The organism is Streptomyces sp. 130 (assembly GCF_007096885.1).
Classification (GTDB): Bacteria; Actinomycetota; Actinomycetes; order Streptomycetales; family Streptomycetaceae; genus Streptomyces.
Genome location: NZ_VJNO01000008.1, coordinates 74,563 through 97,301, shown reverse-complemented (window position 1 = coordinate 97,301; position 22,739 = coordinate 74,563). Strand labels below are relative to the sequence as shown.

General features: G+C 71.1%; 24 protein-coding genes and 1 pseudogene. 16 read left to right on the top strand and 9 right to left on the bottom strand.

Annotated elements, in window-relative coordinates; translation table 11 throughout:
- Positions 1-15: 15 nt before the first annotated feature.
- The 4 genes from FKN01_RS09760 to FKN01_RS09745 all read left to right on the top strand — a co-directional run bounded on the left by FKN01_RS09760 (position 16) and on the right by FKN01_RS09745 (position 2,635).
- Entirely contained in the window at positions 16-903 is an 888-nt protein-coding gene (locus FKN01_RS09760; protein ID WP_143618587.1) for a DUF5936 domain-containing protein, read from the top strand.
- Between the two features lie 231 nt (positions 904-1,134).
- Positions 1,135-1,368: a hypothetical protein gene (locus FKN01_RS09755; protein ID WP_143618585.1), complete on the top strand. Its 234-nt coding sequence runs from the start codon at positions 1,135-1,137 to the stop codon at positions 1,366-1,368.
- On the top strand, positions 1,365-2,009 hold the full coding sequence (locus FKN01_RS09750) for a pilus assembly protein TadG-related protein (RefSeq protein ID WP_143618583.1): 645 nt from the start codon (positions 1,365-1,367) through the stop codon (positions 2,007-2,009). The genes FKN01_RS09755 and FKN01_RS09750 overlap by 4 nt, the downstream gene beginning before the upstream one ends.
- 29 nt (positions 2,010-2,038) lie before the next feature.
- Positions 2,039-2,635, top strand: coding sequence for a hypothetical protein (locus FKN01_RS09745; protein WP_260696834.1), 597 nt, complete (start codon positions 2,039-2,041; stop codon positions 2,633-2,635).
- A 30-nt stretch (positions 2,636-2,665) separates the two neighbouring features.
- On the opposite strand, the pseudogene FKN01_RS09740 reads toward FKN01_RS09745, so the two are convergent.
- A pseudogene (locus tag FKN01_RS09740) lies at positions 2,666-3,349 on the bottom strand (RNA-guided endonuclease InsQ/TnpB family protein); the annotation flags it as partial.
- A 128-nt stretch (positions 3,350-3,477) separates the two neighbouring features.
- On the opposite strand from FKN01_RS09740, the gene FKN01_RS09735 reads away from it, so the two are divergent.
- Positions 3,478-4,104 (top strand): OmpA family protein, encoded by a 627-nt coding sequence (locus FKN01_RS09735; protein ID WP_143618581.1) that lies wholly within the window; start codon positions 3,478-3,480, stop codon positions 4,102-4,104.
- Between the two features lie 51 nt (positions 4,105-4,155).
- Here the strand turns inward: FKN01_RS09735 and FKN01_RS09730 are convergent, their stop codons facing one another.
- The 3 genes from FKN01_RS09730 to FKN01_RS09720 form a co-directional block, all read right to left on the bottom strand.
- A complete protein-coding gene (locus FKN01_RS09730; RefSeq protein ID WP_143618578.1) occupies positions 4,156-5,820 on the bottom strand; it encodes a VCBS repeat-containing protein in 1,665 nt (554 codons plus the stop codon).
- A gap of 114 nt (positions 5,821-5,934) precedes the next feature.
- Positions 5,935-7,611: a TlrC/CarA/OleB/SrmB family ABC-F type ribosomal protection protein gene (locus FKN01_RS09725; protein WP_143618576.1), complete on the bottom strand. Its 1,677-nt coding sequence runs from the start codon at positions 7,609-7,611 to the stop codon at positions 5,935-5,937.
- A gap of 261 nt (positions 7,612-7,872) precedes the next feature.
- Positions 7,873-8,262: a hypothetical protein gene (locus FKN01_RS09720; RefSeq protein ID WP_143618574.1), complete on the bottom strand. Its 390-nt coding sequence runs from the start codon at positions 8,260-8,262 to the stop codon at positions 7,873-7,875.
- A gap of 171 nt (positions 8,263-8,433) precedes the next feature.
- Here FKN01_RS09720 and FKN01_RS09715 point away from each other — a divergent pair, with 171 nt between their 5' ends.
- A complete protein-coding gene (locus tag FKN01_RS09715; RefSeq protein WP_143618571.1) occupies positions 8,434-9,339 on the top strand; it encodes a YihY/virulence factor BrkB family protein in 906 nt (301 codons plus the stop codon).
- Between the two features lie 204 nt (positions 9,340-9,543).
- Here the strand turns inward: FKN01_RS09715 and FKN01_RS09705 are convergent, their stop codons facing one another.
- A complete protein-coding gene (locus FKN01_RS09705) occupies positions 9,544-10,047 on the bottom strand; it encodes a DinB family protein (protein ID WP_143618569.1) in 504 nt (167 codons plus the stop codon).
- 171 nt (positions 10,048-10,218) lie between these two features.
- Between FKN01_RS09705 and FKN01_RS09700 the strand changes: the two genes are divergently transcribed.
- Positions 10,219-10,812, top strand: coding sequence for a hypothetical protein (locus tag FKN01_RS09700; protein ID WP_143618567.1), 594 nt, complete (start codon positions 10,219-10,221; stop codon positions 10,810-10,812).
- An 11-nt stretch (positions 10,813-10,823) separates the two neighbouring features.
- On the opposite strand, the gene FKN01_RS09695 is transcribed toward FKN01_RS09700, so the two are convergent.
- A complete protein-coding gene (locus FKN01_RS09695) occupies positions 10,824-11,195 on the bottom strand; it encodes a DUF192 domain-containing protein (RefSeq protein WP_143618565.1) in 372 nt (123 codons plus the stop codon).
- 88 nt (positions 11,196-11,283) lie between these two features.
- On the opposite strand from FKN01_RS09695, the gene FKN01_RS09690 reads away from it, so the two are divergent.
- The 4 genes from FKN01_RS09690 (at position 11,284) to FKN01_RS09675 (ending at position 14,056) form a co-directional block, all read left to right on the top strand.
- The gene (locus FKN01_RS09690; RefSeq protein ID WP_143618563.1) at positions 11,284-12,087 is read left to right on the top strand and encodes an A24 family peptidase; all 804 of its coding nucleotides are present in this window, start codon (positions 11,284-11,286) and stop codon (positions 12,085-12,087) included.
- Between the two features lie 77 nt (positions 12,088-12,164).
- Positions 12,165-12,956, top strand: coding sequence for a class I SAM-dependent methyltransferase (locus FKN01_RS09685; protein WP_143618561.1), 792 nt, complete (start codon positions 12,165-12,167; stop codon positions 12,954-12,956).
- 67 nt (positions 12,957-13,023) lie between these two features.
- A complete protein-coding gene (locus FKN01_RS09680) occupies positions 13,024-13,482 on the top strand; it encodes a hypothetical protein (protein WP_143618559.1) in 459 nt (152 codons plus the stop codon).
- A 64-nt stretch (positions 13,483-13,546) separates the two neighbouring features.
- Entirely contained in the window at positions 13,547-14,056 is a 510-nt protein-coding gene (locus FKN01_RS09675; protein WP_260696833.1) for a hypothetical protein, read from the top strand.
- Positions 14,057-14,327: 271 nt separating this feature from the next.
- Here the strand turns inward: FKN01_RS09675 and mgrA are convergent, their stop codons facing one another.
- Entirely contained in the window at positions 14,328-15,368 is a 1,041-nt protein-coding gene (gene mgrA / locus FKN01_RS09670) for an L-glyceraldehyde 3-phosphate reductase (protein WP_143618557.1), read from the bottom strand.
- 199 nt (positions 15,369-15,567) lie between these two features.
- On the opposite strand from mgrA, the gene FKN01_RS09665 reads away from it, so the two are divergent.
- From FKN01_RS09665 to FKN01_RS09650, 4 genes are all read left to right on the top strand, one after another.
- Positions 15,568-16,329 (top strand): isoprenyl transferase, encoded by a 762-nt coding sequence (locus FKN01_RS09665; RefSeq protein ID WP_143618791.1) that lies wholly within the window; start codon positions 15,568-15,570, stop codon positions 16,327-16,329.
- 184 nt (positions 16,330-16,513) lie between these two features.
- Positions 16,514-17,836, top strand: a complete 1,323-nt coding sequence (locus FKN01_RS09660; protein WP_143618555.1) for a PhoH family protein — start codon at positions 16,514-16,516, stop codon at positions 17,834-17,836.
- Between the two features lie 389 nt (positions 17,837-18,225).
- Positions 18,226-18,939, top strand: a complete 714-nt coding sequence (locus FKN01_RS09655; RefSeq protein ID WP_143618553.1) for a transglycosylase SLT domain-containing protein — start codon at positions 18,226-18,228, stop codon at positions 18,937-18,939.
- A 131-nt stretch (positions 18,940-19,070) separates the two neighbouring features.
- Positions 19,071-20,444 carry an AI-2E family transporter gene (locus FKN01_RS09650; protein WP_143618551.1) on the top strand — a complete coding sequence of 458 codons (1,374 nt, stop codon included), beginning with the start codon at positions 19,071-19,073 and terminating at the stop codon, positions 20,442-20,444.
- 77 nt (positions 20,445-20,521) lie between these two features.
- On the opposite strand, the gene FKN01_RS09645 is transcribed toward FKN01_RS09650, so the two are convergent.
- Positions 20,522-21,055, bottom strand: coding sequence for an alkyl hydroperoxide reductase (locus FKN01_RS09645; RefSeq protein WP_073744727.1), 534 nt, complete (start codon positions 21,053-21,055; stop codon positions 20,522-20,524).
- Between the two features lie 12 nt (positions 21,056-21,067).
- Positions 21,068-21,622 (bottom strand): peroxiredoxin, encoded by a 555-nt coding sequence (locus FKN01_RS09640; protein WP_143618549.1) that lies wholly within the window; start codon positions 21,620-21,622, stop codon positions 21,068-21,070.
- 132 nt (positions 21,623-21,754) lie between these two features.
- Here FKN01_RS09640 and FKN01_RS09635 point away from each other — a divergent pair, with 132 nt between their 5' ends.
- Complete coding sequence (locus FKN01_RS09635; RefSeq protein WP_143618547.1) at positions 21,755-22,720, top strand: hydrogen peroxide-inducible genes activator; 966 nt, start codon at positions 21,755-21,757, stop codon at positions 22,718-22,720.
- The last annotated feature ends 19 nt before the right edge of the window (positions 22,721-22,739 follow it).

The following is a 22,739-nucleotide window of genomic DNA, read 5'->3' as shown; positions in this document are numbered from 1 at the left end:
GGAGAGGAGACGCACATGGAGATCCTGCTCGCCGCCGTCATGGGCCTCGCCGTCCTCGGCGCCTTTCAGGGCGTCCGCATGTACCGCGCGGACGCCAAGCTCCCCGGCGACCTGGCCGTCGCCCTGGAGATCGGCGCCACCCGCACCACCGCCGCCGGCTCGGCCATCGACCGGATCGGCATGCGGTACGCCCCCCGGGTCCTGTCCATGATGGGCCCCAAGCGCGTCGACCGGATCCGCCGCAAGCTCGACATGGCCGGCAACCCGCGCGGCCTGACCGTCGACCGCTACGCCGCCCGGCGCGCGGTCTTCGGCGCCCTCGGCATCCTGGCCGCGCTGGCGATGCTGATGAACGGGCAAGTGGTGCTGGCCGTCGTCCTGCTGGTCTACGGCCTGTTCTGGACGGACCTGATCATCCGGGCGGCCATCAGCCGCCGCAAGGACGACATCGAGCGCACCCTGCCCGACTTCCTGGACGTCCTCGCGGTCGTCGTCTCGGCCGGTCTCGGCTTCCGGCAGGCGCTGGAGCGGGTCGCGGAGAAGTACACCGGCCCGTGGTCCGACGAGCTCCGCATCACCCTGCGCCAGATGGACATGGGCGTCAGCAGGCGCGACGCCTTCGACCAGCTCCGCCGCCGCAACGAGTCCGAACAGGTCTCCATGTTCGTCTCCGCCCTCCAGCAGGGCGAAGAGCTGGGCGCCCCCATCGTCGACACCCTGATCCAGATCGCCAACGACATGCGCCGCACGGACGCCCAGAACGCCCGCCGCAAGGCGTCCAAGGCCGTCCCGAAGGCCACGCTGATCGTCACGAGCTTCATGCTCCCGGGCACGATCATCCTGATCGCGGTCGGTTTCTACTACGCGGCGAACGTGAACATCAATGAGATCTTCGGCAGCTGAGCCCACGAAGTGCCCACCCCAGGGGCCCATTTGTGGGACATTCGGAGCTGACGGGGGGCGGGAGGGACGGCATGGCTGAAAGCGATACGTCTGACGGGCCCCAGGACTGGGAATGGGCCCGGCAGCCCACGAAGAGGGCCGCTGCACCGACGTACCTTGCCCGCGACACACGGACTTACCGACCAACGTCGACCGATTCCCGGTCGGTCGAACCCGGAGGGGGACATCGCCATGAAGGACATCGCACTCAAGGCGACGGTGCGGACGCAGACTTACGTGCACCACTGGGCGAACACCACCGCGGACCGCATGAAGCGCCGGAAGGATGCGGGGCAGGGGGCGATCGAGTACGTCGGCATCACGATTCTGGTGGTGGCGATCGTGATTGCTCTGATCCGGACCAAGATGGGATCCACCATCGCCAACAAGTTCACATCGAAGATCAACTCTGTTCTCAACAAGTGAGTTCGGATTCCAGTAAGGACTGGGGGCAGGCCGCACCGTTGTACATTGCAGCGGTTGCGGGTCTGCTCTTCGCCGCATTGGTCTTCTTCGCGTTCGGTGAAGCCGATATTCGGCGCAATGGTGCGCAGAGCGCGGCCGATGCCGCCGCGCTGGCGGCTGCCAAGGAATCACGCAGCCTTATGGAAACGGATCTGAAGGCACACCTCGCGGACCCCGAATACTTCGAATCCGTGTTTAGCACATCCTTTCTCGGAGGAGTCGGCAATGCTTGTTCGAAGGCATCGGACTTCGCAGCCCGGAACAAGGCGGGTGGCGTTCGATGCCGCCCGCTGGCCGATGGCAGATGGGGCTACGAGGTCCGTCTGAAATCGGCCAAGGGGATGAGTACGGACATCGTGCCGGGCACGGAAGGAAGAAGGGCGGAGGCCATGGCTGTGGCCGTGATCGAGCCACGCTGCGTCTTTGTCCCGAAGGAGACTCCGGCCCCAGATTCCGACCCGGATGCGGACGCGAATCCGCCATCCGTGTCGATCGGCAGGCTCCGCTGTGACGGTGACCTGGATTGGTCGGTTGACCCGGAGGACCCGACGCTCGTGCCGGACATGGCCGACCTCTTCACCGTACGCCTGGCCGAAGACTGACTGAGACTGACCGTAAAGGATAGGGATCGATGACTGCTCGATACGTGAAGAAAGGGCGCCGGACCGGTGCCGCCGTGCTCCTGGTGGCGACATTGGCCTTCTCTGCGGCTGCGTGCGGCGGTGACGACGACGGCAGCGGCCAGGACAAGGCGGCGTCGAGTACTGCGACGTCACGGGATTCCGGGAAGGCGAAGAGCAAGTCCGGTGCGGCGCAGGAGGCAGACACGATCCTGGCGACGGTCAAGGGAGACGCCGGTGTGGAGATGGTCATCACTTCCGCGTTGCGGGATTCAGGTGGTTTCGTCACCGTGAACGGGCAGATCAAGAACACTGGTGGCGAGGCGTACACCACGCCGGTCCAGTGGGGCGGCGAGGAGGAGGCCCTCGCGGATGCCGACCGGTCGTTCGCTGGGATGACGCTGGTGGATTCCAAGGCGAAGAAGCGCTACTACGTCCTCCGTGACACCGACAACCGCCCTCTGACAACGAGCGGTTACGAACCGAGCATCGAGGCCGGTGCCACTCTCACGTTCTTCGCCCAGTTCCCCGCGCCCGAGGCGTCCACCCACGAAGTGGGTGTCCAGTTCCCCGGCTTCCCCAACGCAACGATCGAGATTTCCGGTTGACATCCTCCCCTCCCCGGAGGGAGGGGACTCCTACGGCTCGCGCCGTGGGGTTTTCCGCTTCATCGCCGACTGCCCGCCCGGAGAACTCCGTTGAGGTCTTACACCGGCTCCACAGACAGACACCGCCAGCCCGGCGGCCAAAAGGTTTCTCGCTGCGTTCACGTCCCGGCCGTGGGTCGTCCCGCAGTCGCACGTCCAGGTGCGGACGTTCGGCGCCATTTTGTCCTGCAAGGTGCCGCAGACGGAGCACAGCCTCATAGAGGGGAACCACCGGCCGACCGCGATCACTTCGCGCCCGTACCAGTGGGCCTTGTATTCCAGCATGCTCCGGAATTCGGCCCACGCCGCGTCAGAGATGGCGCGGGCCGGTTTGCCGTTCTTCACCATGTTCCGGACGGTGAGGTCCTTGATTACGATCGTCTGGTTCTCACGAACGAGCCGAGTGGTCAGCTTGTGCAGGTTGTCGCGGCGTCGGCCGGTGATGTGGGCGTAGGCCTTGGCGGCTTTCTCAACGGTCGACAGGGGCAGGAGGTGGTCGAGTCCGATGTCTACGCCGACGGCCGTTTCGACAGCGGGCAGCGGCTGCACCGTCGGGTCCTCGACCAGCAGGGACACGTACCAGCGTCCGGCCGCGTCCTGGGACACGGTCACCGTGGACGGCGGCGCGCCCTCGGCGAGTGGCCGGGGCCGCACGATGCCCAGTGGCTCCGCCAGGCAACGGCCGCAGTTGGGGGTGGACTCCGGTCTGCCCTGGCGGCGGACCGGCTTGCCCTGCCCTGCTCCGCAGGAGCTTCGTTTCCTCCCCCGGCCGAAGCCGGGGGTATCCATGAAGGAGAACCTCGATGACCTCCCGCAGCCTGGTGACAACTGTCCTCGCCGGGGTGGTCGCGCTGGGTCTCCTCGGGGCCCCGCAGGCATTCGCCGACGACAGCCCCTACCCCTCCGCGTCCGCCGAACCCCCCGTGGAGATCGACCCCCACGACACCGACCTCAAGCTCCCCGAAGGCGCCACCCTGGCCCCGCCCAAAGTGCTCGACATCAAGTCCGTCATCGAGGATCTCGGCGGCGAGGAGCGCCGTGAGGACACCAACGCCGACATCAAGTTCGCCCTCCAGGCGGAAGTGCTCTTCGGCAAGGACAGCGCCAAGCTCAGCGGTGAGGCCAAGGGGCGGATCAACGCCATCGCGGAGGAGATCAAGCGGCAGGACGCCAGGAAGGTCAGGGTGTTCGGGTTCACCGACGACCTCGGCACGTCCGAGCACGGTGACGTGCTGTCCAAGAAGCGTGCCGAGGCCGTCCACAACGTGCTCGACGAGGCGCTCGGCGGCTCCGGGATCACCTTCGAGATCCGGGGCTACGGCGAGGACTACCCGATCGCCAGCAACGAGGACGAGGAAGGCCGCCGGAAGAACCGCCGCGTGGAGGTCTCCTTCCAGCGCGGCGAGACGGAGACCGGCTCGCAGAGCTGACCCGCACCGTGCGGCGGCGGCACCGCGGAAGGGCCGCCGCCGCACGGGGGATCAGTACAGGGCCTTGTACGTGTTGTAGCCGTACCCGATCCGTACCCGCTTGTTCAGCTTGCCCGTCCCGGTGGACGTGTACCGGTACAGGTCGCCGTAGCCGTTGACCCCGACCAGGTCCGCCTTGCCGTCACCGTCGAGGTCGCCCACCGCGGCGAACTTGTTGTAGATGTCGAAGCCCGAGCCGATCGTGACGCGCGCCTTCAGCGGGGCGGACGCCTTCCCCGTGCCCTCGTACAGATACAGCGTGCCGTCCTTGGCGATCGCCACCACGTCGGCCCGGCCGTCACCCGTGAGGTCACCGGCGCCGACGATGTGGCGGTACGAGCCGTAGCCGTAGCCCACCTTGGCCTTCGCCGTGAGCGCGGAGCCCTCGTCCTTCCCCTGGTACAGGAACAGGTCGCCCTTGGTGTCGCGCGCGAGGACGTCCCCCACGCCGTCGCCGCTCAGGTCGCCGGGGCCGATGAGGTCGTTGTAGGCGCCCCAGCCGTCGCTGATCCGCTGGTACCCGTTGTAGAGCGAGCCGTCGCGCACCGCGAGGTTGTCGCGACGCCCGTCGTCGCCGAGGGAAGAGGCGACCCGCACCCACCCCTCGGAGAAGCCGAACCGCCTGTCACGGGGATAGAACTGGCCGTTGTTCTTCGGGTCGTACACATACCCGGAGCCCTCGGCGGTGACCCCCATGATGCCGCGCTTGCCGACGTCCGGGTTGCCGCCCGCTCCGACGAACATGGCCGCCTTCTGCCACCCGAACGTGCCGTGGATGCGCGCCCGGTAGTGGCCGTACCCGGAGAAGCGGTAGAGGTACGTGTCGCCGTTCGGCGTGCGGCCCATGAGGTCGCCGTAGCCGTCCCCGTTGATGTCGTCGACACCCACGAGCTGGTTGTACGTGTCGAACCCGTAGCCGATCTTGGACGCGGCCTTGAAGGGCTTCGACGCGTTCCCGGTGCCCATGTGGAAGTACAGGTCACCGGCGGGGGTCCGGGTCACGACATCGCCGATCCCGTCGCCGGTGGAGTCGTTCAGGCCGACGATCTGGTCGTACGTGTTCCAGCCGGAGGCCACCTTGACGGCGGGTTCGAAGGGCCGGCCCTCGATGCGTCCGGTGGAGACGTAGAGATAGACGTCACCGGCGGGCGTGCGGGCGATCAGGTCGTTGTGACCGTCACCGGTCAGGTCGCCCGGCGCGACGATCTTGTTGTACTTCTGCCAGCCCGTCCCGGACCAGGTGGGAGTGCCCCCCGTCGGGTCCATGCCCACCATCGGGTGCAGCGTGAGCGTGCCGGACGCCGTCAGGGTGAGGAGTTCCGGCATGCCGTCACCCTGCAGGTCACCGGGAGCGATGATGTCCTTGAACACCGTCGCTTCGTCTTTCGGGTCCGCGAACCCGACAGGGTAGTCCGCCACCACCCCGCCCACCGACTGGTACAGGTGGCCGTCGCGGGTCTGGTAGAGGATGTCGCTCTTGCCGTCGCCGGTGATGTCCATGCGCGGCGTCGACCCAACGGCCTTCGGCGCGTCGGCGTCCTTCGCGTCGTCGGCCGAGGCCGGGGCCGCCAGCAGCATGCCGGCGGAGAGGACGAGCGCGGTGCAGGCCGCGATGCGCCGCGCGCGCGTGGAGCGCGCGGCGCCGGTGCGGCCGGATTTCAGTGAAGACAGGTGCAAGGCCCCCCCCAGGGGTTGTCCATGAATATGTGGCCAGCGAGACAGAAATGATTCAGTCATCCGTCAGCTGGTGTTCATATGACCGGTACCGGACCCCTTTGGAGGGGCCCGGTTTCAGCCATCGAATCGATCACTTGTCGGCCAGTCAGGCCGCTCCTCCGTACGCTCCACCACCCGTCCGCCGTCCAGTTCCAGCCGCCTCCCGCGAAAGCGCTCCCGCAGCCGCCGGTCGTGGGTGACGACGACCACCGCACCCCCGAACCCGGCCAGCGCGCCCTCCAGCTCCTCCACCAGCGCCGGGGCGAGGTGGTTCGTCGGCTCGTCCAGCAGGAGCAGATCGACGGGTTCACCGACCAGGCGGGCCAGTTCGATCCGGCGCCGCTGCCCGTAGGACAGCTCACCCACCCGGAGGCGCAGGTCCGCCGGGCTGAAAAGGCCCAGCGACAGCAGGTGTTCCGTGTGCGCCTCCAGGTCACCGCCGCGCCCGTGCGCGTACGCCTCCGGGAGCGTCAGACCGGCCGGCCACGGCGTCTCCTCCTGGCGCAGATGCCCGACCCGGCCCCGCGTCCGCACGGTCCCCGTGTCCGGCCGCAGCTCGCCCGCGAGCACCCGCATCAGCGTCGACTTGCCGGCCCCGTTCGCCCCCGTGACGAGCAGCCTCTCCGCGCCCCCGATCCGCAGCGCGGGCACCGAGAGGCGGCGGCCGACGCGGACCCCGGCCAGCTCCGCCGCGACCGGGGGAGCGGACGCCCGGGCGGTGGTCACCCGGGCGGCGAACACCAGCGGCTCCGGCGGTGGCGCGACCGGCCGCTCCGTGAGCCGTTCGACGCGCTCCTTCGCGTTGCGGATGCGGACCATCGCCCCGTGCCCCCGCCCCCGCGCCCGGAACCCGCCGTGTCCGAACACGCTGAGCGGCACCTTGCGCGGGATCGCGTCCAGCCGGGCCACGTTGGACGCGGCCAGCTCGCGGTTACGGGCCAGCTCGTCGCGCCAGTCCGCGTACTCCCGCAGCCGGCGCCGGCGATCGGCGGCCTTCGCGGCGAGGTAGCCCTCATAGCCGTCCCCGTACCGGGTCACCCGGCCCTCGCCGACCTCCAGGACCGTCGTCGCGACCCGTTCCAGGAACACCCGGTCGTGCGTCACCGCGAGCACGGTGCCCCGGTGCGCCCGCAGGTGGTCCTCCAGCCAGTGCACCGCCCGGTCGTCCAGGTCGTTGGTCGGCTCGTCGAGCAGCAGCAGTTCCGGCCGGGAAGCCAGCGTCCCCGCCAGCGCCAGCCGCGACCGCTCGCCGCCCGACAGGGTCGACAGCGGCCGGTCCCGGTCGAGGCCGGGCAGCCCGAGACCGTGCAGGGCGATGTCCACCCGCGCGTCGGCCTCGTAACCGGCCCGCGCCTCGTACCGCGCGACGAGCCGCGCGTACGCCTCCAGCGCGGTGGTCAGCTCCGCCCCGGCCAGGCCCGCGAGTCCGGCCTCGGCCCGGCGCATCCGGGCCTCCAGCTCCCGCAGCCCGGCGAGCGCCGCGTCCACGGCGTCCTGGACGGTGGCCCCGGCGGGCAGGGCGAGCGACTGGGCGAGGTGGCCCGCGCCGCCGGGCGCGACGACGGTCAGCTCACCGTTGTCGGGCCGGTCGAGGCCGGCGATCAGCCGGAGCAGCGTGGACTTGCCGGCCCCGTTGTCGCCGATGACGCCGGCCCGCTCGCCGGGCCCGACGGTGAAGGTGACGTCGTCCAGCACGACACGGTCGTCGTAGCGGCGGGTGACGTTGCGAAGTGTGAGTTGTCCGGTGTGCAAGAGAAGCCCCCTGTGTCTCGGCCCGTGCCGATCGGCGCGCGGTGGTCGGGGCGCGCCCGCGCACGCCCGCGGCACACCGGGGCCGCGTGCCGGAAGGGCAGGCGGGCGCCACGGAGTCACGAAGGCGGGAGAACGCGGATGCGCGGGAGAACGCGCTGCTGCGGAGCCGAGCTCAACGCAGGCGCGGGGGGAATGTCACAGAGAACCCATGCACACCAAGGTAGGCAGGGGCATGACCACCGGCAAGCGGGTTTCGGGCGCTCAGCGATCGCTTTCCGACGCGAGCTCCGCCATGAGGTCCGGATCGCGCATCCCGGGCAGCTCGTACCCCCTGGCCTCGTCCCACTCGACGTCCAGGTCGTCCATGTGCACATGCCAGTCGGCGTCCGGCAGCACCCGGCGCAACTGAGTGACGGAGTCCAGCACATGGGCGATCACCGGCAGCAGCCGGCCGGGGTCGAACGGCATCTTGGTGGAACCGTCGAGAACGGTCCCCGGCCCGGCCGCCCGGGGGTCGTACACGTACAGGCTCTCCTCGTCCTCGTACGGGAACGACGCCTGGCGTGCGGTGACGACACGGGTGACGGCGGCCGACTCGGACCCGGTCAGCGGGGTCGCGCGGCGCGCGGTGTAGTAGAGGGAGACGCTCATGGGGGGAGCGTACGGGCGGGGTCCGACAACGGGAGGCGGGCGAGCTGCCGCCGGTGCGGAACCGGGTGTACCGGACGGGAAGGCGAGCAGAAGAGGAGAGGCGGGGAGCGGGCCGGCTCCGTACCCCGACGCAGCCCCTCCCACACCGCTCACCTCCCCGGAGCCGCGACCGTGTCCAGCCAGTCCGGCGGCAGAGCCGCCGGGGCCCCGCCCCACCCGCGCAGACCCCCGCGGACCGTTCCCGGAAGGGCCCGCCGCTGGCCGCTCGCGCTGCGCCGCACGCCCGTCTCGCTGTGGAACGACGACGTGTCGGACTGGGCCGCGGCCCTCACGTACTACGCGATCCTCGCCCTGCTGCCCGCGCTGCTGGTGACCGTGTCCGTCATCGGACTCGCCAGCCCCGGCGCCACCGGTGCCCTGATCGCCGACATCACCGCCTTCGCGCCCGCCGAGGCCGCCGCCGCGCTGCGCGAGCCGCTGGAGGCCGCCACCCGGCAGCGCACCGCCGGCTGGCTGCTCGTCGCGACCGGGTCCGTCAGCGCGCTGTGGTCCGCGTCCAGCTATCTCGCGGTGTTCCGGCGGGCGCTGCACGCCATGCACGGGGTGCGCGACACCCGGCCGGCACTGCGCCAGGCGCACATCATCGCTGCGTGGGCGGTCGGGCTGCTCCTGCTGATGATGGCCAGCGCGTTCGCGCTCGTGCTCACCGGACCGCTGGCGCGCTGGGCGGGGCACCGTCTCGGCGTGACACGGGTGGGGGACGCGGTGTGGGCGGTGCTGAAGTGGCCGCTGCTGCTGTGCCTGGTCGCCGGGCTGATCACGGTCCTCTTCCGCACCGGCCCGGAGCCGGCCCGCCGGGCCCGGCGCGCCCTGCCCGGCGGGGTGCTCGCCGCGCTGCTGTGGCTGGCCGCGTCGGCGGGGTTCGCGCTGTACGCCACGTACATCGGCTCCTACAGCCGGCTGTACGGCTCACTGGCGGGGCTCGTGGTGTTCCTGATCTGGGTGTGGTTCACCAATCTGGCCCTGCTGTCCGGGGCCCAGTTCAACGTCGAGCTGGACCGGGCCCGCCGCGGCTAGCTAGGGCATGTCCGGCGGATCTTCGCGGGCCCGCGACGCCTGGCACGCACTCTCGCCGCACGCCCGAATCACCCAAGTACGTCCAGTACGAGGGCGATCCGGGCGCACGCCGAGAAGTGGGGTCTCCCCTGTTCGAGCGGAGCCGAGAACTTGGGGATGCACCAGACGCCGCGGGCTGATCCACGAAGATCCGCCGGACAGGCCCTAGTCCCCCGTCGTCCCGTCCACGATCTCGCGGATGATGTCGATGTGGCCGTTGTGCCGGGCCGTCTCCTCGATCAGGTGCAGCAGGATCCAGCGCAGATCGGGGTTGTTGCCGTCCGAGCGGGTCAGCTGCGCCCGTGTGCCCAGGTCATGGGCCGCGACCAGCTCCCGGTAGCGGGCGGACTGCTCCTCGTACTCCCGCAGCACATCGGCGAGCGGCATGTCCACGGCGATCCGCATCTCGCGGTCCGGGTCCTCGTCCGTCCACGGGCCCTCGTCCTCGCCGCCGAGGAAGACGACCTCGAACCAGTAGTACTCGACCCAGCGCAGATGGTTCACGACCCCCGCGAGCGTCATCAGCGGGGAGCCGGGCAGGGGGGCCCGTACGGCGTTCTCCTGCGAGACCCCTTCGCACTTGGCGACCGCGGTGGCCCGGGTGTAGTCGAGGAACGTGGTCAGCTGGGTGCGCTCGTCCCATGCGGGAGGCGTGTCGGTGCGTGTCATCGCGGCACAGCTTCCCGGGGGCCGGGCGGGCTTGTCCACCGCTTATCCGCCGGCGCGGGCCGGTTCCGCCGTACGCTCGGATACCGACCACCGCCGGCCCCCCACGCCGCCGCCCCGTGCGGTGTCGCGGGCGGGGCGGGCAGCCACCACGAGTACCGAGGTGACGCGCCGATGAGTGACGGTTTCTTCTGCTCGTACCACCTGTGCTGGAGCCGCCCCGACGCCGAGTCGCTGCTCGGCGACCTGGAGGCGGCGGGCGTGCGGGCGGACCACCCGGTCACCCGGCGCATCACCCTGATCAGCCCCGGCACCGACCCGGCCGGCACGCAGTCCTGGGTGAGCCGGGACCAACTCGTGCTGCTGACCGGGCTGCAACGCCTGGACCGGGTCGACTTCCTGCTCTGGCTGCCCGGCGGCGAGGAGATACGGGCCGGGATCAGCCGGGGCGACGACGGCACCGTGGAACTGCGCTTCGCCCTCGGGGCGCTGGACAGCGACGCCCGGGAACGGGTGGTGCGCGCGGTGCGCGAGGCGATCGGGCGGGCCTCGCTGCTCTGCGTGGGCTTCGTGCTCGACCGCGAGGGCGCGTCGGCGGCCACCGACTGGGCGGGCTTCATCGTCAAGGGGTCGGTCTACTTCGACTGCTGGCCGGACACGCTCGCTCTCCTGCCCGAAGTGGCCGCCGTCCAGCCGCAGCTGACGGGCGTGCACTCCTTCCAGCAGTCGCCGTGGGCCGTCTACGGCAGCGACGTGCCCCGCAGATAGCCCGCGCGGCACTACGGGGACTGCTCGACCCGGACCTGCACACCCGGCCGCAGCCCCCACGCGGCCATCGCGCCCGCCTCCGCCTCGATCACATGCCGGCCGCGCGCCCGGGGCAGCCCGAGCCGGCCCGGCTTCATGGTGTGGACCGCCAGCACGTTGAACTTCCGGTCCAGGTAGGCTACATCGATGGTGAACCGCATCCGGAAGGAGTGCACGCTCCCGCACGGCGTGATCATCAGCGCCCCGTCGACCCCGTCCCGCCCGAGCAGCCCGCGCGCCCGGTGCCGGTAGGACGCCGCGATCCGCAGCGGCACCCGGGTCTCGGTCGCCCCGTCCCGGTCCGTGATCGTGAGCGTCCCCGTGCCATCGCGCCATCGAGCCATGGCCCGACGGTAGCGCCGGCCGGTCGCCGCCGGGCCCGAATCCGCCGGGCCAACCCCCGCCCGGGCCAAGCCGATTAGGATCGCCGGGGTGTACGCCATGCTGACAGGGGTCGCCGCGCTCTGGGGCGCCGCGACCGGGCTCCTGGTCCCGCGCGCCGCCTACCGGTTCTCCGTTCCGCCCGGCGAACCCCGGCGGGACGCCTGCCCGGCGGGCCATCCCCTCACCGGCCCCGCCCGCGCCTGGCTGGGCGCGGTGCGCTGCGGCGGGTGCGCGGAGGGGGCGGTCGCGCCGGTGCGTACGGGCGCCCCGGGCACCGTTCCCGCCGAGGGCGGGCCCCGGCCCGCCCCGCGCTACGCCCCCCACCGCCTCGCCCCCGTCGTCACCGCGCTCGCCTGCGCCGCCCTCGCCCGGTCCACCGGGACGCGGCCCGAGCTGGCGGTCTGGCTGCTGCTGGCCCCGGTCGCCGTGCTCCTGGCGAGCATCGACCACCGCGTGCACCGCCTGCCGGACGGGCTGACCCTGCCGGCCGCCGGAGCCGCCGCCGTACTCCTGGGCCTGGCGGCCCTGCTCCCGGAACACGCGGGCTCCTGGCTCTCGGCCCTCCTCGGCGGGCTCGTCCTGGGGGCGTTCTACTTCCTGCTCTTCCTCGTCAACCCGCGCGGCATGGGCTTCGGCGACGTCAAACTGGCCCTCTCCCTGGGCACGGTCCTCGGCTGGTACGGCTGGCCCGTCGTCTTCGCGGGCGGCTTCGCGGGCTTCCTGTTCGGCGCGGTGTACGGGGCGGCGCTCGTCGCGCTGCGCCGCGCGGGCCGCAAGACGGGCATCCCGTTCGGCCCGTTCATGATCGCGGGGGCGTTCCTGGGTCTGCTGTTCGGGGGGCTGGCGGCCTGAGCGCGGCGGGGGCGGCGCGCCCGGGCACGCTCGAAATGCGGTCGCGGTCCGCCGGGGCCGGCTGCGACGATGGCCCCATGCCCGCAACGCCCGCCGCCACGCCCGGTGAAGCCGACCGCTTCGAAGCCCTCGTCGCCGAGGCCGACGGCGTTTCCGTCGACGGGTGGGACTTCTCCTGGCTCGACGGGAGGGCCACCGAGCAGCGGCCCTCCTGGGGATACGCGCGAGCCATGGGGGAGCGGATGGGGCGGGCCCGGGCCGCGCTCGACATCCAGACGGGCGGGGGCGAGGTGCTGGCCTCCGTCCCCGAGTTGCCGCCGCTCGCCGTCGCCACCGAGTCCTGGCCGCCGAACATCGCCCGGGCCACCGCCCTGCTGCACCCGCGCGGGGTGGCCGTCGTCGCGGACGAGGACGAGCCGCCGCTGCCGTTCGGGGACGGGGCGTTCGACCTGGTGGTCAGCCGGCATCCGGTGACCACGTGGTGGGAGGAGATCGCCCGGGTGCTGGCCCCCGGCGGCACGTACTTCTCGCAACAGGTGGGCCCCGCCAGCGTCTTCGAGCTGGTCGAGTACTTCCTCGGGCCGCAGCCGCCGGAGGTGCGCGCCGCGCGTGACCCGGAGCGGGCGCGGGCCGACGCCGAGGCGGCCGGGCTCGACGTCGTGGACCTGCGGTCGGAGCGGCTGCGCACCGAGTTCTTCGACATCGGGGCCGTCGTCTACTTCCTGCGCAAGGTGATCTGGATGGTCCCCGGCTTCACGGTCGAGGCGTACCGGCCCCGGCTCGCCGCGCTGCACCACCGTCTGGAGACCGAGGGCCCGTTCGTCGCCCACACCACCCGTTTCCTGATCGAGGCCCGCAAGCCCGCGTGAGACCAACGCCCCCTCCGGGCACGAAGGATGGCACTCTGGTCGCGAGCGCTCGCGGAAGGAGCAGGGCATGGAACTCGGCACCGGCGGGGACGCCGCGCACGGCCCGCGCCGGGGCGGCGCCGAGTGGCTCAAGGGGGCCAGGATCGTCGCCGTCCTCGGGATCTTCTACCGGCCGGAGGGCCGGATGGGCGAGCCGGAGGCCGTCTCGTTCGTGCTGGACGACGGCCAGTCGGTCCGCCTGACCTGCGCGTCCGACGGCACCCTGCACGTGGGCGCCGGCACCTGGCCGCGGCTGCCCGACTGGTGCGTGCCCGCCGCCCAGTGGGAGTTCGCCGCGCCGGCCGGTCTGCCGGAGGTCCCGGAAGGCGGCTGGACGGTGCTGAGCACGGACGAGCGCCGGGACGGGCGGGGCGAGGTCCACGAGGCCGTGATCCGCTGCGAGGGCGGCCGCTTCGTGGTCGTCGGCGGCGACACCGTGGGCGTCCGCTTCACCCGGGGCCACCGGGGCGCGGCGGCGCCGACGTGACGGAATGGCACCGGGGGCCAACTCCCGCCGCCGCGCGCCGGGTTCCCGCCCCATACTCGTACGCATGACCTCCGCGACACGTACGGCCGCGCTGCTCCTGACCGCCGCCGCCCTCACCGGCTGCGGTACGGAGCTGGTGGGCAGCGACGCCTCCGCCTCCCCGACCGCCTCCGTCGCGGACCCGGGCACGGAGCGGGGCACGGGCCAGGGCGGCGACGCCAATCCGCGTTACGCCGAGAACCACGCCTTCCAGTCCACCCTCGGCCTGTCCGAGGCGGACCGCGCCCGGGGCGAGGCGGAGGTGAAGCGGGTGAAGCGCGGACTCGCCGCGCTCGCGGAGGGGCGGAAGTCCACCGAGGACTCGGTCCTCCAGGCGCTCCACGCCCTGGGATACCCGGACGGATCGGTCACCACCAGCACCTTCGGCCCCCACCGCACCTCGTTCACCGTGGCCCTCGGGACCCTGTGCCTGGACGGGTCGCTGGACGGGGAGGCCGGCGCACTCGTCAACGCCGAGGTGCACGGTCGCTACATGGAGGGAACGGGCTGTGTGAAGCCGCGCGGCGGCCACTGACGAGCGGAATGTGGACATCCTGTGGACGTATCGGGCGTGTCTCCGGCGCCCCTCCGGGGCCGGGCGGCGTTCCCGCAGGTCAGGGCCGTACGGGAGAAGCGGAGACGTGACCGGAACCGGACCTCTCACTCTCGGAGAGTAATTATTTCGCGCCGCGGCGCCCAGCATCACTTACGAAGGGTTATGGTGGAAACCCCCCCTCGGGCCGGTCCGTAACCCCCCCCCACGGACCGGCCCGTTTTTTGTGCCCGGCGCCGGGCCGGGCAGGCGCTCAGCCCCGCGCGGCCCAGATGTTGGTGCCCTCGGTGTCGACGGCGAAGGCGTCGATCTCCTTCAGCTCCTCGGCCGACAGCTCCGGGCCCGCCAGCGCCGCGACGTTCTCCTCCAGCTGCCCCACGCTCGACGCGCCGATCAGGGCGGACGTCATCCGGCTGTCGCGCAGCACCCACTTCAGGGCCAGCTGGGCGAGCGACTGGCCCCGGCGGCGCGCGATGTCGTTCAGCCCGTTCAGCCGGCGCACCACCTCCTGCGACAGCAGGTCCGGGTCCAGCGACTTGCCCTGCGTGGCGCGCGAACCCGCCGGGATGCCGTTCAGGTACTTCCCGGTCAGCAGCCCCTGGGCCAGCGGCACGAAGGAGATGCAGCCCATCCCGGCCGCCTCCAGCGTGTCGAGGAGCCCGTCCTCCTCGGTCCAGCGGTTGATCATCGAGTAGGACGGCTGGTGGATCAGGGCCGGCACGCCCATCTCCCGCAGCAGCCGCGCCGCCTCGGCGGTCTGCGCCGAGTTGTACGAGGACACCCCGACGTACAGCGCCTTGCCCTGCCGCACGGCGGAGGCCAGCGCCCCCATCGTCTCCTCCAGCGGGGTCTCGGGGTCGAAGCGGTGGGAGTAGAAGATGTCGACGTAGTCCAGGCCCATCCGCTTCAGCGAGGCGTCCAGCGACGACAGCAGGTACTTGCGCGAGCCCCACTCCCCGTACGGCCCGGGGTGCATCTCGTACCCCGCCTTGGTCGAGATCAGCAGCTCGTCCCGGTACGGGGCGAAGTCCTGGCGGAAGAGCTTGCCGAAGTTCAGCTCGGCCGAGCCGGCCGGCGGGCCGTAGTTGTTGGCCAGGTCGAAATGGGTCACACCGAGATCGAAGGCGCGGCGCAGGATGGCCCGCTGGGAGCCGAGCGTCCGGTCGTCGCCGAAGTTGTGCCAGAGACCCAGCGAGACGGCCGGCAGCTTGAGACCGCTGCGTCCGCTGCGCCGGTACTCCATGGAGTCGTAGCGGGTCGCGGCGGCCTGATAGGGGGAAGAGGAATCAGTCACGATTATCTCTTTATCACGGACTTGTGACAGGCCGAGTTGGGTGGGCGCGGGGCCCGCGCAGTAGTGTGGCCTGACGGGACTGCCATGACACGGCGGGGCGATCCGCCCCCTTCCAGTGCGGCGACCCGATCCCCAGGGGAGGACCCCGGACCCCTGACGCGGGGCCGGCGGGCCCGCACGGAACCGAGAGGTGGACTCAGTGAACTTGCGCGACCTGGTGTACGGGCTCTACGCGCGCCGGGTGGAGGCCCGCCTCGACCACTCCCAGGTGCCCAAGCACATCGGCGTCATCCTCGACGGCAACCGGCGCTGGGCCAAGGCGTCCGGCGGCACGGCGGCCGAGGGCCACCAGGCCGGGGCCGAGAAGATCAAGGAACTCCTGGGCTGGTGCAGCGAGACCGACGTCGAGGTCGTCACGCTCTGGATGCTGTCCACCGACAACTTCGACCGGCCCGAGGCCGAGCTGACGCCCCTGCTCGGCATCATCGAGAACACGGTGCGCGGCCTGGCCGCGGACGGCCGCTGGCGGGTCCACCACGTCGGCACGCTGGACCTGCTGCCCGCCCACACCCAGACCGTCCTCAAGGAGGCCGAGCAGGCCACGCTCGGGGTCGACGGGATACTCGTCAACGTCGCCGTGGGCTACGGCGGCCGGCAGGAGATCGCCGACGCCGTGCGCTCCCTGCTCCTGGAGCACTCCGCCAAGGGCACCTCCTTCGAGGACCTGGCCGAGATCGTCTCCACCGACCTCATCTCCGAGCACCTCTACACGCGCGGCCAGCCCGACCCCGACCTCGTCATCCGCACCAGCGGCGAGCAGCGCCTCTCCGGCTTCATGCTCTGGCAGAGCGCGCACTCGGAGTACTACTTCTGCGAGGTCTTCTGGCCGGCCTTCCGCCGCGTCGACTTCCTGCGGGCGCTGCGCGACTACGCCGCCCGCCACCGGCGCTACGGAGGCTGAGCCGGGCGGGGCCCGCCCCGCCGTCCCCCGGAAGTGATCCGGTCGGCATGGCCGACCGGGTATGAGGGCATATCCCTGACAGGCCGGCGCCCGGTCACCAGCCAGGTGGGCGCCGATGACAAGTGGGATGCCACGCGACGCCCGCCGTCGCACCCCGACCTCTTCCGAGGGGGTACGTCCTTCCGTGGTGACCAGCACAAAGCGCCGTCTTCCCGACAGGCGCACCTACGTTCTCGACACCAGCGTCCTGCTGGCCGATCCGAACGCCATGGCCCGCTTCGACGAGCACGAGGTCGTGCTCCCGGTCGTCGTGGTCACGGAACTGGAGGCCAAACGGCACCATCCGGAGCTCGGCTACTTCGCCCGCCAGGCCCTGCGTCTGCTGGACGACTTCCGGGTCCGCTACGGCCGGCTGGACGCGCCGATCCCCCTCGGGGACCTCGGCGGAACGCTCCGCGTCGAGCTCAACCACTCCGATCCCGGAGTCCTGCCCGCCGGCTACCGGCTGGGGGACAACGACTCGCGCATCCTCGCGGTCGCGCGCAACCTCCAGGCCGAGGGGTACGACGTCACGGTCGTCTCCAAGGACCTTCCGCTGCGCATCAAGGCGTCATCGGTCGGGCTCCTCGCCGAGGAGTACCGCGCGGAGCTGGCGATCACCGACTCCGGCTGGACGGGCATGTCCGAACTGTCCCTCGCCGCCGACCAGGTGGACCTGCTCTTCACCGAGGAGACGCTGTACGTCCCCGAGGCCGCCGGGCTGCCCGTGCACACGGGCCTGGTCCTCCAGTCCGAACGCGGCAAGGCGCTCGGCCGGGTCACGCCCGAGGGCAACGTGCGGCTCGTCCGCGGGGACCGGGAGGCGTTCGGCATCCACGGCCGCAGCGCCGAGCAGCGCATCGCCCTGGACCTGCTGCTGGACCAGGAGGTGGGCATCGTCTCGCTGGGCGGCCGGGCCGGCACCGGCAAGTCGGCGCTGGCGCTCTGCGCGGGGCTCGAAGCGGTGCTGGAGCGCGGGCAGCACAAGAAGGTGATGGTCTTCCGCCCGCTGTACGCGGTGGGCGGTCAGGAGCTCGGCTATCTCCCCGGCAGCGAGGCCGAGAAGATGAGCCCCTGGGCGCAGGCGGTCTTCGACACCCTCTCGGCCGTCTCCGGGCGCGAGGTGATCGAGGAGGTGCTGGGGCGCGGCATGCTGGAGATCCTGCCGCTCACCCACATCCGGGGCCGTTCCCTGCACGACGCCTTCGTGATCGTGGACGAGGCCCAGTCACTCGAACGGAACGTCCTGCTGACCGTGTTGTCCAGGATCGGTACGAACTCCCGGGTCGTCCTCACACATGACGTGGCCCAGCGGGACAACCTCAGGGTCGGCCGTTACGACGGTGTGGTCGCCGTGGTCGAGAAGCTGAAGGGACACCCGCTCTTCGCCCATGTCACGCTCACGCGCTCGGAGCGCTCCCGCATCGCCGCCCTGGTGACCGAAATGCTGGAGGAAGGTCAGATCTGATACGGGTTGGGACGTTGACGCCGCCCGGCGGGCCAAGCAGCCTAGCCGGGCGGCGGCGTGTCACGGCGCCTTTTCCGAAATTCGGGTCCGCCAAACGAGGTGTGACCTTTCACACGCAACGGAGAATTGCTTCCCGCGGTCCCGTTCCGGCAGAGTCTTGCTTCCGTCAGGCCCCGCATACGGCACACCGGCACCTCCAGAGGCGCCACGCACCACACAACTCAACAACCGCCGTCCGTATGCCGCCCGCGAGCACCACGCGGCGCTTCCCCCGGGAAGCCGCCCACCGGGCCCGTGCCTCCCGTGACCCAAGCAGTAGGGAGGCCAGTGCCAGGGGCACGATTGCGCCCGCGAGGTCACCTAAGCGGGCGATGCTGGAAGGACACCGTGTGAGCCGGATTTCGGTCCGGGGGTTCGCCGTGGCATCCGCCACCGCGGTCACCACCGTAGGCGCCGTCGTAGGCGTTGCATCGGGCAGCACCCCTGCTGCCGACGACAACAACTTCGAGGCGACCGCAGCCGACACCACGCTGCTCGCAGACATCCCCGCGGGCCAGCAGGCCCAGGTCCAGACCGCTTCGCTGACGCAGCAGGCCGACGCCCAGGCGTCCGCCGCCGACGCCGCCGCGAAGAAGTCCGCGGAGGAGACCGCCCGCGTCCAGGCCGCCAAGGACGCGAAGTCCAAGAAGAAGGCCGCCGAGGACAAGCTGGAGCGCGAGCGCCAGCAGGAGAAGGACCGCAAGGAGCGCGAGCGCGCAAGCCGCTCCGAGGTCCGCTCCACCGCGTCGTTCGCCGTCCAGGGCTCGTACACCGTGGCCGAGGTGCAGGCCATCGCGCGCCAGATCGTGCCGGCCGACCAGTTCCAGTGCTTCAGCAACATCGTGAACGTCGAGTCGAGCTGGAACTACCGGGCGAGCAACCCGTCCTCGGGCGCCTACGGTCTCGTCCAGGCGCTGCCCGGCTCCAAGATGGCTTCGGCCGGTGCCGACTGGATGACCAACCCGGCCACCCAGATCAAGTGGGGCCTCAGCTACATGAACAGCTCGCGCTACGGCAGCCCGTGCGCCGCCTGGTCCTTCTGGCAGGCCAACCACTGGTACTAGAACCAGGGTTCACAAGCTCAACCCCGTGAAGCCCCTCGCCGTCCTTCGGTGGGGGGCTTCACGCGTGTACGGTCGTGCGGAACGCTCCCGGGGGAGCGGTGGGGAGAGCGGACGGGGGTAGAGGAACAGCTATGTCGAAACTGCCGGGGTGGCTCGGACAACTGGGTGCTGAGCTGAGCAGGCTGAGCGAGCGTCTTGACGAACGACGGGCCGAGTCGGAGGCCGACGACCCCCTCCTCGGGGGCACGGGCCCGGCGGAGGCGGGAAAGGGCGAGCCCGCCCACGTCGACCAGGTCCCCGCCCCGCCCACCTACGCGCCCACCGTGGCCGCGCGCCCCGACCCGGTCGCGGCGATCCCATGGGGGATGCGGGTCGCGGCCGAGGCGGGCTGGCGGCTGCTGGTGCTGGCGGGGACCCTGTGGGTGCTGATGCGGGTCATCAGCGCCGTGCAACTGGTCGTGCTGGCCTTCGTCGCCGCGCTGCTCGTCACCGCGCTGCTCCAGCCGACCGTCGCCCGGCTGCGGCGCCACGGGCTGCCGAGGGGCCTGGCGACCGCCGTCACCGCGATCTCCGGCTTCGTCATCATGGGCCTGGTCGGCTGGTTCGTGGTGTGGCAGGTCATGGACAACATCGACACCCTGTCCGACAAGGTGACGAAGGGGATCGACGACCTCAAGAACTGGCTCCTGGCCAGTCCGTTCCATGTGACCGACAAGCAGATCAACGACATCGCCAAGAACCTCAGCGACACCGTCGGCACCAACACCGAGGCCATCACCTCCGCCGGCCTCCAGGGCGTCACCGTGGTCGTGGAGTTCATGACCGGCGCGCTGCTCGCGATGTTCTCGACGCTCTTCCTGCTCTACGACGGCGCGCGCATCTGGCAGTGGGTGCTCAAGCTGGTGCCCGCGCAGGCGAGGCCCGGGGTCGCCGGGGCAGGTCCGCGGGCCTGGCGGACGCTGACCGCCTATGTGCGAGGCACGGTCATCGTGGCCCTGATCGACGCGATCTTCATCGGGCTCGGGATCTACTTCCTCAACGTGCCGATGGCGGTGCCGCTGGCCGTCTTCATCTTCCTGTTCGCCTTCATCCCGCTCGTCGGCGCGGTGGTCTCCGGGGCGCTGGCGGTGGTCGTCGCCCTGGTCACGGAGGGCGTGTTCACCGCGCTCATGGTGCTGGCCGTGGTCCTCGCCGTGCAGCAGATCGAGGGCCACGTCCTCCAGCCGTTCATCCTGGGCCGGGCGGTGCGGGTGCACCCGCTGGCCGTGGTGCTCTCGGTCGCGGCGGGCGGCATGATCGCCGGGATCGGCGGCGCGGTGGTGGCGGTGCCGCTGGTCGCGGTGACCAATACGGTGGTCGGCTATCTGCGGTCGTACGGGCAGGAGGAGTCGCGCCGTCACTCGCCGCCCCCGCACGGGTCGACCGCGCTCGACGCGGCGCCGGCGGCCGGCCCGGGCCCGGCGCCCGAGAAGAGCGGGGACGAACCGCCGCCGGACGCCTCGTAACGCGTACGCGCAGGAAGAAGGACCCCTCGGACGGTCGGTCGTCCTCGGGGCCCTTCTCCGTATTCAGGGTACGGCGACTACTCGGCGAGCACGGCCTCGGCTTCGAGGGTCACACCCACCGCCTGGATCACCGAGGCGATCTTGACGGCTTCCTGGATGGTCTCGCGGTCCACGCCGGCCTTGCGGAGCACCTGCTCGTGCGAGTCGAGGCACTGGCCGCAGCCGTTGATCGCGGAGACGGCGAGCGACCACAGCTCGAAGTCGACCTTCTCCACGCCCGGCTTGCCGATGACGTTCATCCGCAGGCCCGCGCGCAGGTTCCCGTACTCGGGGTCCGAGAGGAGGTGGCGGGTGCGGTAGAAGACGTTGTTCATCGCCATGATGGCGGCGGCCGACTTCGCGGCGGTGTACGCCTCCGCGGAGAGGTTGGCCTTCGCCTCCGGCTCCAGCTCGCGCAGCACCTTCGGCGAGCGCGAGGCGATCGCGCAGGCCAGGACGGTGCCCCAGAGCTGCTGCTGCGGGAGTTCGCTGTTGCCGATGACCGAACCGAGGTTCAGCTTCAGGTCCTTGGCGAAGTCCGGTATGGCGGACTTCAGTTCGTCGAGAGCCATGTCGTTATCAGCTCACTCGCCCGAGAGGAGCGCGACCGGGTCCAGGGTGCTCTCGCCCTTGGTCCAGTTGCAGGGGCACAGCTCGTCGGTCTGCAGGGCGTCGAGGACCCGCAGGACCTCCTTGGGGTTACGGCCCACGGAACCGGCGGTCACCATGGTGAACTGGATCTCGTTGTTCTGGTCCACGATGAAGACGGCGCGCTGCGCGAAGCCGTCCTCGCCCTCGATGCCGAGGGCACGCATCAGCTCGTGCTTCGAGTCGGCCATCATCGGGAAGGGCAGGTCGGTCAGGTCCGGGTGGTCCTTGCGCCAGGCGTGGTGCACGAACTCGGAGTCGCCGGAGAAGCCGAGGATCTGGGCGTCACGGTCGGCGAACTCGTCGTTCAGCTTCCCGAAGGCGGCGATCTCGGTGGGGCACACGAAGGTGAAGTCCTTCGGCCACGCGAAGACGATCTTCCACTGACCCTCGTAGGTCTTGTGGTTGATCTGCTCGAACTCCTTGCCGCTCTCCAGCGACACACAGGCGGTCAGGTCGAACTCGGGGAACTTGTCACCGACAGTGAGCACGCGCTCTCCTTGCAGCGTAGGTTCTCCCTTTTTGAGGGAGTTCCTGAGGGTTGGACGATCTCCACCATGGCACAGAGTGCATTGATCACGGAAATAGCTACACTCGGTCGTGATGATCGGAGGTACCTATCAGTGGTGCAGAGCAATCCGGGCAACCGGCTCAAACAGCCCAGCCTCTCGCAGCTGCGCGCCTTCGCCGCCGTCGCCGAACATCTGCACTTCCGGGACGCGGCGGCCGCAATCGGGATGAGTCAGCCCGCGCTCTCCGGGGCCGTGTCCGCGCTGGAGGAGGCACTGGGTGTCCAGCTCATCGAGCGTACGACGCGCAAGGTGCTCCTCTCGCCCGCCGGGGAACGGCTCGCGGTGCGGGCGCGCGTCGTGCTCGACGCCGTCGGCGAGCTGATGGAGGAGGCCGTGGCGGTCCGCGCGCCCTTCACCGGGGTGCTCAGGCTCGGCGTGATCCCGACCGTCGCCCCGTATCTGCTGCCGGCCGTGCTGCGGCTGGTCCACGAGCGCTATCCGGCCCTCGACCTCCAGGTGCACGAGGAGCAGACCTCCTCGCTGATCGAGGGGCTGGGCGCCGGACGGCTCGACCTGCTGCTGCTCGCCGTGCCCCTCGGGGTCCCCGGGGTCACCGAGCTCCCGCTCTTCGACGAGGACTTCGTGCTGGTCATGGACCGAGGCCACCCGCTCGGCGGGCGCGCCGACATCCCCCGCGACGCGCTGCGGGAGCTGCCGCTGCTGCTGCTGGACGAGGGGCACTGCCTGCGGGACCAGGCGCTCGACATCTGCCGCGAGGCCGGCCGCGCGGAGGGCGCCCCGGTCACCACGACCGCGGCCGGGCTCTCCACGCTGGTCCAGCTGGTGGCCGGGGGCCTCGGTGTGACGCTGCTGCCGCGCACCGCGGTCACCGTCGAGACCGCCCGCAACGAGGCGCTGACCACCGGGTACTTCACGGACCCGGCCCCCTCCCGGCGGGTGGCGCTGGCGATGCGGACCGGGGCGGCCCGGCAGGAGGAGTTCGAGGAGCTGGCGGCGGCGCTGCGCGAGGCGATGCGGGCGTTGCCCGTACGCGTGACGGAGAGCGGCCGGAGCTGACGTCCGGCCGCCCTGTGCG

What these genes read in the sequence shown, in the direction of transcription:
- FKN01_RS09645 (WP_073744727.1), bottom strand. Translation starts at nt 21,055, where the DNA reads ATGGCTCTCGACGAACTGAAGTCCGCCATACCGGACTTCGCCAAGGAC.
- FKN01_RS09695 (WP_143618565.1), bottom strand. Translation starts at nt 11,195, where the DNA reads ATGGCTCGATGGCGCGATGGCACGGGGACGCTCACGATCACGGACCGG.
- FKN01_RS09720 (WP_143618574.1), bottom strand. Translation starts at nt 8,262, where the DNA reads ATGAGCGTCTCCCTCTACTACACCGCGCGCCGCGCGACCCCGCTGACC.
- FKN01_RS09675 (WP_260696833.1), top strand. Translation starts at nt 13,547, where the DNA reads ATGACCTCCGCGACACGTACGGCCGCGCTGCTCCTGACCGCCGCCGCC.
- FKN01_RS09705 (WP_143618569.1), bottom strand. Translation starts at nt 10,047, where the DNA reads ATGACACGCACCGACACGCCTCCCGCATGGGACGAGCGCACCCAGCTG.
- FKN01_RS09745 (WP_260696834.1), top strand. Translation starts at nt 2,039, where the DNA reads ATGACTGCTCGATACGTGAAGAAAGGGCGCCGGACCGGTGCCGCCGTG.
- FKN01_RS09680 (WP_143618559.1), top strand. Translation starts at nt 13,024, where the DNA reads ATGGAACTCGGCACCGGCGGGGACGCCGCGCACGGCCCGCGCCGGGGC.
- FKN01_RS09650 (WP_143618551.1), top strand. Translation starts at nt 19,071, where the DNA reads ATGTCGAAACTGCCGGGGTGGCTCGGACAACTGGGTGCTGAGCTGAGC.
- FKN01_RS09755 (WP_143618585.1), top strand. Translation starts at nt 1,135, where the DNA reads ATGAAGGACATCGCACTCAAGGCGACGGTGCGGACGCAGACTTACGTG.
- FKN01_RS09685 (WP_143618561.1), top strand. Translation starts at nt 12,165, where the DNA reads ATGCCCGCAACGCCCGCCGCCACGCCCGGTGAAGCCGACCGCTTCGAA.
- FKN01_RS09700 (WP_143618567.1), top strand. Translation starts at nt 10,219, where the DNA reads ATGAGTGACGGTTTCTTCTGCTCGTACCACCTGTGCTGGAGCCGCCCC.
- FKN01_RS09735 (WP_143618581.1), top strand. Translation starts at nt 3,478, where the DNA reads ATGACCTCCCGCAGCCTGGTGACAACTGTCCTCGCCGGGGTGGTCGCG.
- FKN01_RS09760 (WP_143618587.1), top strand. Translation starts at nt 16, where the DNA reads ATGGAGATCCTGCTCGCCGCCGTCATGGGCCTCGCCGTCCTCGGCGCC.